Below are 12120 nucleotides of genomic sequence, written 5' to 3'. Positions count from 1 at the left end.
AGGCCCGCCCATGACCCGCTTCCGCGCCCTCTCCTCCTTCCGCCCCGGCCCGTCGCCGGTCGTCGCCCCGCTGGCGCTCGCGCTGACCCTGCTGGTCGGCGGCTGCACCGGCACGCCGCGCAGCGTGAAGTCGCTGCCGCCCACCGAATACAAGGCGCTGCAGGAAATCGGCGACCGCGTCGGCGAGGAGTCGAAGAAGCTTGCCGAGGAGAATGCGCGCCTGCGCGCGGAGATCGAGCGCAACGTGCCGCGCCTGGCGCCGGTGCCGGTGGTCGCGCCCCGGTACGACCCGCTGGAGAACCGCATCGTCACCCTCAACATGAACGATGCCAGCGTCGGCGGCCTGCTGTGGGCGCTGGCCGAGCAGCTCGGGATGAACCTGATCGTCGATCCGGACGTGCTGGCCCGCGACCAGCGCGCCAGCCTGTTCCTGAAGAACGTCACCGCGCGCGAGGTCTACAACCACATCCTCAGCGCGTTCGACCTGTACGGCGAAACGCGCGGCGGCGCGCTGGTGGTCAGCCCGATGGAAGAGCGCGTGTTCAACGTGGAGATGCTCAACACCACCACCTCGCTGGACATGAGCACCGGCGGCGACGTGTTCGGCGCCGGCAGCAGCGGCTCGGGCGGTGGCGGCGATTCGCTGCGCGGCAAGCTGGTGCTCGACGGCACCGTGGGCAAGCAGAACGACCCTTACAAGCAGCTCGGCGCCTCGGTCGAGGCGGTGCTGCGCGAAGACCCGGGCATGAAGCGCGAAGGCGAGGCGCGCGAGGCCGCGCGCTTCAGCCTCGATCCGCTCACCGGCTCGCTGTTCGTGCGTGCGCGCCCTTCGCAGGTACGCGCGGTGGCCGACCTGGTCGAACGCAACAAGGCGATGCTCGCGCGCCAGGTGCTGGTGGAAGCGCAACTGATCGACGTGCAGCTCAACGATGATTTCCAGTACGGCGTGGACTGGAACCTGCTGAAGAATCGCGTGGCCGGCATCGTCGGCGACGCGCCGATCAGCCTGGACCCGATCACCGGCTCGCTGCCCGGCGCCAACCACGATTCGCTCGGCCGCCTGCTCACCATCCCGCGCCAGACCATCGGCAGCGCGCTCGGCCGCGGCACCGGCATCGGCTACGTGGGCGACACCTTCTCCACCGCGCTGAACGTGCTGCGCTCCTTCGGCCACGTCAAGGTGCTGTCCAATCCCAGCGTGCGGGTGCGCAACGGAACCCCGGCCTACCTCAGCGTGGGCCGCAACATCCGCTATGTCAGCAAGTCCACCACCAGCTTCAGCAATCCCGGCGGCGGCGCGACCAACACCTCGTCCGACGTGCAGACCGAATCGCTGTTCTCCGGCGTGGTGATCGGCGTGGCGCCGCTGATCCGCAACGACGGCAATGTCGAGCTGCTGGTGCACCCGATGCAGACCGAGATCGACGAATCCAGCCTGGCGCTGGTGGAAGTCGGCAACGGCAACTCGGTGACGCTGCCGCGGATCAGCTTCAAGGGCATGACCACCACGCTCAACCTGCGCGATGGCAACACCGTGCTGATCGGCGGCTTGATCGACCAGCAGGACCAGAACACCGACAACGGCGTGCCGGGCCTGTCCGACGTGCCCGGCCTGGGCAAGCTGTTCGGCGCCGAAGCGCGCACGCACAAGAGCCGGGAGCTGGTGATGGTGCTGCGGGTGACCGTGATATGAGCCTGATGTTCGCCGCGTTGCGCACGCTGGAGGGCGAGCGGCCCGCCGCCGCGACGCCGCCGCGCGCGCGGCGCACGCTGGCGGCGGCCGGGCGCGCGGGTGCCGTGTGGCTCGGGCTGGGCGCACTGCTGGGGGGCGCGGCGATGTGGCTGGCTGCGCCCGATGCGCCGGCGCCGCAGGACGCTTCGCTGCCGGTTGCGCTGATGGCGCCGGTGGCGGCGGTGATGCCTTCACTGCCTGCGCCAGTGCCCGCCCCAGCCCAGGCATTGAAGGTGGCCGATGCCGCGCCGTTGCCCGTGGCGGTGGCGGTGGCGGCACCACCCGTGCAGGCGAACGAACCGACGCCGCCGACAAGCGTTGCCGCGCCGGCCACAGCCCTCGCGACCGCCGCCCCGAGCGCCCCCGCGCGCGGCTTCGCCCCGCTGCCGCCGGGTAGCCTGGTCGTGCGCGATGCCCAGGCGCCGGCGCCCCGCGCCGCCAGCCATGCCGCGCGCGATGCCGACGATCCGGACCCGGCCGCCGTCGCGCGGCAGGTCGAGGCGATGGGCGACGCCATCGAAAGCGGCGACTACGACGCCGCGCAAACCCACCTCCAGGCGCTGCAGCACCTGCTGCCCGCGCAAAGCCTCACCCTGCTGCGCATGCGCGCCTGGCTGGCGCAGCGCCGCGGCGAGGATGCGCAGGCGCTGCCGCTGTACCGCGAGATCGTCGAGCGCATGCCCGGCGACCGTGGCGCGGCGATCAACCTGGCGCTGCTGGAAGCCGGCGCCGGCCAGCTCGACGAGGCGCGCCAGCGCCTGCGCCGCCTGCAGGCCAACGAGGGCGGCGCCAGCGAACCCGAACGCCTGGCGCTGTCGCGTGCCATGACCGAGATCGGAGCGTTGCCATGAGCGCCAACCCGCACGCCGAAGGCTACCTGCAGGCCTTGGGCCTGCACCGCTCGCCGTTCCCGCCCACACCTGATGCGCAGGCGTACTTCCACACCGGCGCGCTGCAACGCGAGCTGGCCGAGGCCGGCCACTGCCTGATGGCGCGCAAGGGCTTCGTGCTGCTGACCGGCGAGGTCGGCATGGGCAAGAGCACGTTCGTGCGCAAGCTCATCGCCGCCGTCGAAGCCGAGGGCGCGGCGGTATCGCTGGTGCTCAACACCTTCCTGCAGGGCCCGCAGCTGATGGCCGCGGTGCTGCGCGATTTCGGCATGACGCCCGGCGCGGACGCCGCCGCCGACCTCAACCAGCTCGACGCCTTCCTGCTGCGGCGCTGGCAGGCCGGCAGCACCAGCGTGCTGATCATCGACGATGCGCAGAACCTCACGCTGGAAAGCCTGGAACTGCTGCGCCTGCTCAGCAGCCTGGAAAGCGGCCAGGAGAAGTTGCTGCAGATCGTGCTGGTCGGCCAGCCGGAACTGGCGGCCAACCTCTCCCAACCGGCGATCCGCCAACTCGCCAGCCGCATCGTCAAGCACATCGAGCTGCGGCCGTTCACCGCCGAGGAAAGCGCGCGCTACATCGCCTTTCGGCTGGACCTGGCCGGCGCCGGCGGGCGTATCGAACTCACGCCCGGCGCGTTGGCGGCATTGCAGCGCCACAGCGGCGGCAATCCGCGCCGCATCCACCTGGTGATGGATCGCTGCCTGTATGGACTGGTCGCGCGCGGCGGCAGTTTCATCGACCCGCTGCTGCTCGCCGCCGCGGTGGCCGAGGCCGGCTTCCGGCCGCCGGTGGCCGCCGCGCCACGCGCGATGTGGCCGCGGCTGGGCTCGGCGCGCCTGAGCGCGGCCTTCGCTCTGCTGCTCGGCAGCAGCCTGGCGATGGCGACCGGCATGGCCTGGCGCGGCACCCGGCCGACGCCCGCGCCCGCCGCGCCGCCGCAGGTGGCAATACAACCGGCCGCGCCCACCGCCGCGCCTGCCCTGGCGCGCTGCATCGATGGCCTGGGCGCCGCGCCACAGGCCCACGCCGGGCTGCACCTGCAACGCATCGACGCCGCGCAGGCCGCGCTGCTCGGCGTGCGCGAAGGCGTGTGCATCGAGCGCCGCGACGATGGCTGGCTGGCCGCCTGGCACGATCCGCGCGCCGACGTGCGCCAGGTGCAGCGCGCGCTCAGTGCGCAAGCCCCCGCCCTCGTCCCCGGCTTCGTCGATGGCCGCTACGGCCCGGACACACGCCGCGCCGTGGCCGATTTCCAGCGGCGCCATGGCCTGCCGGCCACCGGCGAAGCCGACGCACTGACCCAGCTGCTGCTCCTGGCCGCGCCCACGCCCGCACACGGAACTCCGCATGTCCGCCGTTGACCTCACGCCGCGCGCCGCCGCCGGCAACCCCGCCACCGGCTCCAAGCGGCTGGGCGAGATCCTGCTCGAACGCGGCCAGCTCAACCCCGCGCAGTTGCAGTACGCGCTGCAAAAGCACGCGGTCGAAGGCCTGCGCCTGGGCCGCTTGCTGGTCAAGCACGGCTTGGCAAGCGAATCGGCCATCGTGCGTGTCATGGCCGAGCTGCAGGCCATGGACTACGTGTCGGTGGAAACGCTGCCCGAGCCCGACCCGCAGGTGCTGGCGCTGTTCAACCGCGAACTGTGCCTGTTGCGCGCGTTCCTGCCGCTGCGCCGCGTGGACAACGCGCTGGAAGTGCTGCTCGGCGACGCCGACGCCGACGCGGTGGCGCAGCTGGTGCTGCAGCGCTGCGGCCTGCGCTGCCGCTTCCTGCAAGGCGAGTTCACCAAGGTCAGCCAGCTGATCCGCCACACGTACTACTTCGCGCAGAACCCGATCCAGTCGCTGCTCGAACGCGAGATCAAGCGCATCGCCGGCGATGGCGACCACGCGCACAGCCCGGAAAAGCTGCTCGATTACCTGCTGCACCTGGCCGTGCGCGAACGCACCACCGACATCCACATCGCCCCGGCCGACGGTTCCATCCACGTGATGTTCCGCGTGGACGGCGTGCTGCGTCCCATGCTCGCCATGGCGCCTTCGCTGCACCGCCTGCTCGGCTTCATCAAGCTCGCCGCGGAGATGGACATCTCCGAACAGCGCCGCCCGCAGGACGGCAGCTTCCGCGCGGTGGTGCTCGATTCGCCGGTCACGGTGCGCGTGTCCACGCTGATCAGCGAGATGGGCGAGCGCATGGTCATGCGCTTGCTGCCCGAGCACAGCGATCTTTCCGGCCTGGGCGAGTTGGGCTTCTTCGAGGAGGACGTGCGCAAGCTCGAACGCATGTTCGCCAAGCCCGCCGGGCTGGTGCTCATCACCGGCCCCACCGGTTCGGGCAAGAGCAGTTCGCTGCACGCCGCGCTGCGCATGCAGTCGCTGATCGAGCGCAACGTGCTCACCGTGGAAGACCCGGTGGAATACCGCGTGCCCGGCGCCTGCCAGACCGAGGTGAACCGCCGCGCCGGCTACGAGTTCGGCTCGGCGCTGCGCCACTTCCTGCGCCACGACCCGGACGTGATCCTGCTGGGCGAAATGCGCGATGCCGAAACCGCGCAGGCCGCGGTGGAAGCGGCGGCCACCGGCCACCTGGTGCTCTCCACGCTGCACGTCTCCGGCGTGTTCGGCGTGGTGCCGCGCCTGCGCCCGCTGGGCCTGGAGGCGCAGGTCATCGCCGACAACCTGCTGTGCGTGGTCAACCAGCGCCTGGTGCGGCAGAACTGCCCGTTCTGCAGCGAGGCGGTGGCCTTCGACGAGGCCGAGCGGCGCTGGCTGGGCGACGCGCATTCCACCGTGACGCACGGCCGCCGCGGCAAGGGCTGCGAGCGCTGCCGCCACAGCGGCTACTTCGGCCGCCTGCCGGTGTACGAGATCCTCACCCTGGACGAGGCCATCGCCAATGCCATCGCCGACGACGCCGGCCGCGAGGCGGTGCGCCACCTCGCGCATGCGGCCGGGTTCTCGGACATGGTCCACCTCGCCAAGCGCCGCGTCGCGCTCGGCCAGACCTCGCCGGCCGAGGTGCTGCGCGTGGTCGGCGACGGGCCGCAGCCATGAACGTGTATTACTACCGCCTGCTGCTCTCCAGCGGCCGGGTGAAGACCGGCATCGCGCAGCTGGCCGTGGAGCAGGACGCCTCCGCGCGGGTCTGGCTGGAACGCAACTTCGACGCCACCGTGCTGATGCTGCATCGCCTGCCCGGCTGGCTGGCCGAAACGCAGCGCAGCCTGGCGCACCTGTTCCGCCCCAGCATCCGCCCGCCGGAACTGGCCGGCATGCTGCGCGACATGGCGGTGATGACCAGCTCCGGCATTCCGGTGCTGGACGCGCTCAAGGCGGTCTCGCAGGAAGTCGGTACCGGGCGCGCCTCCAACGCCGCGCGCGTGGCGCGCAACCTGCTGGACGAACTGGATGCCGGCGCCTCGATGAGCGACGCCTTCGGCCGCTATCCGGACACCTTCCCGGAGACCGTGCGCAACCTGGTGATGATCGGCGACGAGACCGGCAGCATGGACCGCATGCTGCAGGAGGCGGCCGACCACGTCGAGCGCGTGGCGCGCATGACCGCCGACACGCGCCAGGCGCTGATCTACCCGGCCTTCGTGTTCTCGGCGATCTTCGCCGCCGGCGGCTTCTGGATCTACTACGTGATCCCGAACCTCACCGGGCTCTTCAAGCAGATGAACGCCAAGCTGCCCAAGCTGACGCTGGCGGTGATCGCGTTCTCGGAGTGGTTTACCGGCCACGTGGCCTGGGTGATCGGCGGCATGGTCGTGGCCGCCTTCGTCACCTGGGTGGCATGGCGTTACAGCCGGGCCTTCCGCCGCGCAACGCACTACACGCTGCACCGCCTGCCGATCGCCAAGACGCTGATGAACTCGGCCGGCCTGGCCTTCATCACCGAGTACCTCTCGCTGCTGATCAAGGCCGGCGTGGACATGGTCAGCAGCCTGAAGGTGATGGAGCGCGCGGTGCGCGACGAGTACTACCGCGACCGCGTGATCGCCATCCGCCAAGTGCTCGAGCGCGGCGACCGCGTGTCCTCGGCGATGCGCCAGGTCGGCGGCTTCCCGCCGATGATGGTGCGCATGGTGTCCGTCGGCGAGGAGACCGGCACGCTGGACCAGCAGCTGGCCCGGCTGTCGGCCGAGTACAGCCTGCGCCTGCAACGGCTGATCACCAACCTGTCGGAGATCATCAAGCCGCTGGTGGTGCTGCTGGCCGGCGGCATGTTCATCCTGCTCATCGTCGCGCTGCTGCTGCCGGTCTACGACCTGGTGAAGCAGGCGATGTCCACGCCGCAGTTCTGAACATGCGCGCGCCTTTCCGCCGCCGCCCGCCGACCTTCCCGCGCCTTGCGCGCGGCGTGAGCCTGCTGGAGGCCACGCTGCTGGTGCTGCTCATCGGCGGCGCGCTGGTGACCGGCTTCCTGCTGCTGCGCGCGCACGGCCCGGTGCGCCAGGCGCAGGTGCAGGAACAGGCGCTGCAGGCCGCCGACGAGGCACTGGTCGCCTACGCGGCGGCCTACGCGCGGCTGCCGTGCCCGGTCTCCGCCCCGGGCGGCGATACCTGCGTGGCGAGCGGCGCCAAGGGCTGGTTGCCGGTGCGCGCCCTGGAAGAAGGCCTGCAACGTCCGCTGGCAAGCGACAACCGCCGCCTGCCGCCGCTGCGCTACGTGGCCTATGGCGGCAGCGGCGGCACCGACCTGGCCGTCGCCAGCGACCGCTTCAACCCGCAGCAGTGGGATGGCACCGCCTACGAATTCAAGGCCATCAACGGCCTGGACCTGTGCGCCGGGCTGGCCAGCGCCGCGCGCGAAAGCCTCACCGCCAACAGCGCGCGCGCCAACGTGCTCGACGCCGACGGCGTGCGCGTCAACGTGGCCTATGCGCTGGCCGCCGCCGGCCCGAGCCCGGGCAACGCCAGCGGGCGCTTCGACGGGCACAACCAGGACGCCACCGGGCAGATGGAATCGCCCGCGCAGCTGGCCAGCGCGGACTACGACGACCGCGTGCGCGCGCGCGGTTTCGATTCGCTGGCGCGTACGCTGGGCTGCGGCTATGCCGATGCGAGCAGCCCGGACAACATCATGGCCGCCTCGCTGGACCTCGTCGCGCTCGGCGTGGACATGGCCAACGAGGTCACCGAACAGCACGACGGCAACAAGGAGGACACCGAGCTGTCGGTGGTGTTCGCCTCGTTGTCGGAAGTGTTCGCCGGCATCAACGTCGCGCTGGCCGGCGCCAATGTCGCCAATTCCAGCTCGACGCTGGCCACCGCCTCGGCGCAGCTGGCCGCGGCGATCGCCGCCTGCGCGTTGCCGCCATGGGCGCAGTGCGCGCTGATCCCGGTCTACACGGCGGCGGTGACCGCCGGCGGCATCGCGGTGGGCCTGGCGATCGCCGCCACGGTGACGGCCGCGGTGGCGCTGGCGCCAACCTCCGCGGCACTGGCGCTGACCATCCAGGCCAGCGAACTGGCCAAGCAGCCGCTGGGCAGCAGCCAGGCCAACCTGACCGAAGCGATGGAGAACGTCTGCCTCGCCGCCGAGGGCGGCTACACCACGCACGGGCTGGATGGGAACGGCCAGCTGGTCACGCTCGACCCGCCGGTATGGCACGACGGGCTCAAGCAGGACGTGGAGAAGGCCGAGGACGACCTGGCTACCGCCACCTCCGAACGCGATGGCGCGCGCGCCCAGCTCGATGCACTGGAGAAGATGCCGCCCTCGCCGTTGATCGACTACCCGCTGCCGCCCGATCCGGACGCCAGCGACGATGACGACGACGACGCCAACTACAACGCCTGGGTCGCGCTGCAACGCGCGTGGGAAGAGGCCCTGCGAGTGAAGATGGAAGCGGTGCGCGCGTCCGAATCGGCACGCTTCGAATACGAGAAATCGCGCAAGGCCGAGCAGGATGCGCAGCGCGAGGTCGACACGATGGTCGAGAACAGCCTGCAGCTGGCCAGCCAGGTCTCGGCATGCGACGCCGCGCCGCCGTCGGACCGCGCCGGCCAGCTGCGCTGCGACAACGTGCGCGCCGCGCAGCGCGCCATCGACCTGTGCGAGTTCAACGCCGACGACACCACCTCGCGCGAGCAACGCCAGTGCCTGCCATGGAAGCGCGAGGACCTGGCCACCGCCAGCGCCGCCCGCGAGAGCGCCTACACCACCTGGCAGAACCGCCAGGGCGAGGCGCTGGACAAGCCGCAACCGCCGCTGAAGGACTACATCGACTACGGCACCGGCTGCTGGTTCTTCGCCGGCTGCAACGTGTTGCTCATTCCCAACCAGGACGAGGACGACAAGCGCGAGACCTATGCCAAGACCTACTACAAGTACCTGGGCATGGTGGAGGCGGTGAAACTGGCGCAGTCCAACCTGGACAAGCGGCGCGCGGACTACGAGCAGATGCACGCGCAATGCGAGGACCTGCGCAAGCTCAGCCTGGGCGGCGATGCGGCCGGCGAAGTGCTCGGCGTGGTGGTCGGCGCCGAGGAGATCCTGCGCGCGGCCGACGACCGCGGCACCGTGGGCCGCGTGCAATCCGGCCCGGGGGACGATCCATGACCCGCCGCCCGCTGTCCTCGCGCCGCCAGGGCGGCTGGTCGCTGCTGGAACTGAGCGTGGTGCTGGCCGTGCTCGGCCTGCTCGGGCTGGTGCTGTGGCGGCTGCTACCGCTGGCACCGCAGGCGGCGGCCGGCGACCTCGCCGCGCGCGACCTCGCCCAGGCCGAGCAGGCGCTGCTCGGCTACGCACTGGTGCACCACCGGCTGCCGGAGGCGGTGAGCGTGGACGGTCTGGCGATGCTGCCGGTGCAGACGCTGGGCCTGCCGGCGCGGCTGCAACTGCGTTACCAGGTGCAGCCCACGCTCACCCAGGCGGCGTACAACCGCTTCGAACCCACCTTGCCGGCCGCCAGCGAGGGAGGCGCGCCCACCACGTCCAACCAGGTCAACGGCCTGGACCTGTGCATGGCGCTGAAGGCCACCGCCGGCAACAGCCTGGCCGGCATGCAGAACGTGCCCACCGCCTTCGCGCTGATGCACCGCGGCGGCGCCGGCAACGAACGCGCGCCGGACGATTTCGTGCTGCCCGGCAGCGTGGACATGGGGGCGCGCCGCGTGCTGGCCGTCGGCCCGAACGAGCTGGCCAGCCGCCTGCAATGCCCGGACCGCGTGGCGCGGGTGCAGGGCGCCGCACGGGCGGCGCGCGCGGCCTACGACATGGAGCGCGTCGCGCGCCGCTACAAGAATTTCCGCACGTTCGGCATCCAGGTCGCGCAGATGAACCTGGAGCAGGCCAAGGCCAACGAGATCTTCGCCGGCTTCGACGTCGCCTACGGCGTGGCGCTGGAAGCCATCGCGATCCTGCAGGAAGCCGCCGGCTGGCCGCCGGAGGGCCTGAGCATCGCCACCGGCATCACCGCGCACGTCACCGCCACCGCGCAGCTCGCCATCGCGATCTACAACCTGGACCAGGCGGTCAAGGGCCGCGAGGACGCCGAGGACGACCTGCAGACCGCCCGCGACCAGGAGACCGCCGCCATCGCTTCGGTGAACCGCATGCACACGCTGGCCACGCAATCGCTGCAACGCGCCCTGGACCTGGACGCGGCGGGGTTGCAGCCATGAGGCGCCAGCGCGGCTTTTCGCTGCTCGAACTGAGCGTGTCCCTCGTCGTGCTGGGCCTGGTGGCGCTGCTGATCCTGCGCTTCCTCGGCCAGGCACAGCAGGAACAGCGCGGCACGGCCCAGCGCGAGTTGCTGCAACGCGCCGACGATGCGTTGCTGGCCTTCGCGATGATCAACAGCCGCCTGCCCTGCCCGGCGGCCGCCGGCGGCAATGGCGAGGAGGACTGCGGCCTGGGCCAGGTGGGCGTGCTGCCGTATCGCAGCCTGGGCCTGCCGGACCTGGGCGCGCGCCGGGTGCGCTACGGCGTGCTGCGCCGCGCGGCGAGCGAGGCCAGCGACGATGCGGACCTGGCGGTGAGCCGCGACCGCTTCCAGCCACTGGCGATCGTGGCGCAGAAGTCCTACATCGCCATGCCGACCACCTACGCGCACGTCAACGGCCTGGACCTGTGCCAGGCGCTGCGCACCGCCACGCGGCTCGCGCCCGATGCCGGCTACCTGCACACCACCCTGCCCGCGCAGCCGGGCACGCTGGGCCGCCACATCGCCTATGCCGTGGCGTTGCCCGGCGACGGCGCGTTCGGCGGCCAGCAGGCCAGCACCTCGCCCGCGTTCGATTCACCGCAGCGCGCCAGCACGCCGGACTTCCGCGACCAGGTGCTGGCGGTGGGCAATGAACAGCTGTGGGCGCGCATGCGCTGCGGCGACAACCTCTCGGCCGGCGGCCATGCGCACTTCAACGCCGCGCTGGCGGCCTCGATGCTGCGCACCGCGCTGTACGACTACAAGCAACAGCTGGCCGTCTCCAAGAAGCTGGCCGAGGCCAACGTCGCCAGCGCGGCGGCCGCCATCCTCGGCGGCGCGGCGGCCACCGCCGATTCGGCCGGCGGCACCGCCGATACCGCCTCCGAATCGTTGGCCAGCACCGGCGCGATGAGCTGGCGCGTGAGCCTGGCGGCGATCGCCACCGCCGGCGCGCTGGCGGTGACGGTCACCGCGGCCGCGCTGCAGGCGCAGGCGGTGAAGGCCAACGACCAGGCCAAGCAGGCCTACGAGGATGTCGAGCCGCTGATCACCGAGGCCGACCTGCTGCAACCGCTGGTGCTCGAACAGGCGCAGGCCGACGACGCCACCGGCATGTACTGACCCCATGGAACCGCTCATGCCCGCACATGTTTCCGCTCGCTCCCGCCGCGCCCACGGCTTCACCCTGGTGGAGATGTCGGTGGTACTGGTCATCGTGGCCCTGCTGATCGGCGCGGTGTCGGTGGGCCGCGATGTCTACCGCAGTGCGCAGGCCGAGCGATTCGGCAGCGATTTCGTGCAGGCTTGGGTGCTGGCCTACGACCGCTACGTGGCCGGCACCGGCGGCGTGCCCGGCGACGATTTCGACAACCCCACCGGCTACGTCAACGCCAGCAGCGGCAACTTCCTGTGCGGCAACGAACTGCTCAACGCGCTGCTCCAGCGCGGCATCGAGGTGCCGGCCGGTCGCGGCGAGGGCCTGGGCGACCGCTACGTGGCGCAGGACAGCCACGGCCAGCCGCACGAAGTGCGCGTGTGCTTCGGCAACGTATCGTGGGCCGAGCCCTACGGTGCGGTCGGCAGCTACAGCGCGCGGGCGCGCAACGTCATGCGCCTGCGCGGGCTCACCCCGGAACTGGCCAACCAGCTGGACCAGCGCATCGACGGGCGCGTGGACGCACGCCATGGCCGCTTGCGCGAAATCGACCAGCAGGCCAGCACCAGCGCGCAGCCGGCGATCTGGTCGCGGCAGGAAACCGACGGCCTCAACGGCGGCAGCAACGACCCGGACGCGCAGGTGGCCGAAGTGCACGCCTACCTGCGCATGGACCAGTAGCGC

9 protein-coding genes are annotated in these 12120 nt (G+C 71.4%); all 9 read left to right on the top strand.

The genetic code is table 11. From position 1 onward, the window contains the following. Window positions 1-10: 10 nt before the first annotated feature. From mshL to P6166_RS12590, 9 genes are read left to right on the top strand one after another with little or no spacing between them, the layout of a single operon-like run. A complete protein-coding gene (gene mshL, locus P6166_RS12630) occupies window positions 11-1693 on the top strand; it encodes a pilus (MSHA type) biogenesis protein MshL (protein ID WP_277764812.1) in 1683 nt (560 codons plus the stop codon). Further along, window positions 1690-2583, top strand: coding sequence for a tetratricopeptide repeat protein (locus P6166_RS12625; RefSeq protein ID WP_277764811.1), 894 nt, complete (start codon window positions 1690-1692; stop codon window positions 2581-2583). Before mshL ends, P6166_RS12625 begins: the two co-directional genes overlap by 4 nt. After that, window positions 2580-3986: an ExeA family protein gene (locus P6166_RS12620; protein WP_277764810.1), complete on the top strand. Its 1407-nt coding sequence runs from the start codon at window positions 2580-2582 to the stop codon at window positions 3984-3986. The genes P6166_RS12625 and P6166_RS12620 overlap by 4 nt, the downstream gene beginning before the upstream one ends. Then, window positions 3973-5679, top strand: a complete 1707-nt coding sequence (locus tag P6166_RS12615; RefSeq protein ID WP_277764809.1) for a type II/IV secretion system protein — start codon at window positions 3973-3975, stop codon at window positions 5677-5679. Before P6166_RS12620 ends, P6166_RS12615 begins: the two co-directional genes overlap by 14 nt. Next, on the top strand, window positions 5676-6932 hold the full coding sequence (locus P6166_RS12610; protein WP_130318087.1) for a type II secretion system F family protein: 1257 nt from the start codon (window positions 5676-5678) through the stop codon (window positions 6930-6932). The genes P6166_RS12615 and P6166_RS12610 overlap by 4 nt, the downstream gene beginning before the upstream one ends. Before the next feature lie 2 nt (window positions 6933-6934). After that, the gene (locus tag P6166_RS12605) at window positions 6935-9193 is read left to right on the top strand and encodes a hypothetical protein (protein WP_277764808.1); all 2259 of its coding nucleotides are present in this window, start codon (window positions 6935-6937) and stop codon (window positions 9191-9193) included. Continuing rightward, on the top strand, window positions 9190-10257 hold the full coding sequence (locus tag P6166_RS12600) for a hypothetical protein (protein WP_277764807.1): 1068 nt from the start codon (window positions 9190-9192) through the stop codon (window positions 10255-10257). Before P6166_RS12605 ends, P6166_RS12600 begins: the two co-directional genes overlap by 4 nt. Next, the gene (locus P6166_RS12595; RefSeq protein ID WP_277764806.1) at window positions 10254-11402 is read left to right on the top strand and encodes a prepilin-type N-terminal cleavage/methylation domain-containing protein; all 1149 of its coding nucleotides are present in this window, start codon (window positions 10254-10256) and stop codon (window positions 11400-11402) included. Before P6166_RS12600 ends, P6166_RS12595 begins: the two co-directional genes overlap by 4 nt. A gap of 16 nt (window positions 11403-11418) precedes the next feature. Further along, complete coding sequence (locus P6166_RS12590; protein WP_277764805.1) at window positions 11419-12117, top strand: prepilin-type N-terminal cleavage/methylation domain-containing protein; 699 nt, start codon at window positions 11419-11421, stop codon at window positions 12115-12117. Window positions 12118-12120: the final 3 nt, after the last annotated feature.

Origin of the sequence: Stenotrophomonas sp. HITSZ_GD (assembly GCF_029543105.1) — a bacterium.
Taxonomy (GTDB): domain Bacteria; phylum Pseudomonadota; class Gammaproteobacteria; order Xanthomonadales; family Xanthomonadaceae; genus Stenotrophomonas_A.
This window is presented reverse-complemented; position numbering and strand designations above follow the sequence as displayed.

Excerpts from the sequence above, each read along its gene's own strand:
- P6166_RS12615 (WP_277764809.1), top strand. The coding sequence starts at position 3,973 with ATGTCCGCCGTTGACCTCACGCCGCGCGCCGCCGCCGGCAACCCCGCC.
- P6166_RS12610 (WP_130318087.1), top strand. The coding sequence starts at position 5,676 with ATGAACGTGTATTACTACCGCCTGCTGCTCTCCAGCGGCCGGGTGAAG.
- P6166_RS12620 (WP_277764810.1), top strand. The coding sequence starts at position 2,580 with ATGAGCGCCAACCCGCACGCCGAAGGCTACCTGCAGGCCTTGGGCCTG.
- P6166_RS12625 (WP_277764811.1), top strand. The coding sequence starts at position 1,690 with ATGAGCCTGATGTTCGCCGCGTTGCGCACGCTGGAGGGCGAGCGGCCC.
- P6166_RS12605 (WP_277764808.1), top strand. The coding sequence starts at position 6,935 with ATGCGCGCGCCTTTCCGCCGCCGCCCGCCGACCTTCCCGCGCCTTGCG.
- P6166_RS12595 (WP_277764806.1), top strand. The coding sequence starts at position 10,254 with ATGAGGCGCCAGCGCGGCTTTTCGCTGCTCGAACTGAGCGTGTCCCTC.
- P6166_RS12600 (WP_277764807.1), top strand. The coding sequence starts at position 9,190 with ATGACCCGCCGCCCGCTGTCCTCGCGCCGCCAGGGCGGCTGGTCGCTG.
- P6166_RS12590 (WP_277764805.1), top strand. The coding sequence starts at position 11,419 with ATGCCCGCACATGTTTCCGCTCGCTCCCGCCGCGCCCACGGCTTCACC.
- mshL (WP_277764812.1), top strand. The coding sequence starts at position 11 with ATGACCCGCTTCCGCGCCCTCTCCTCCTTCCGCCCCGGCCCGTCGCCG.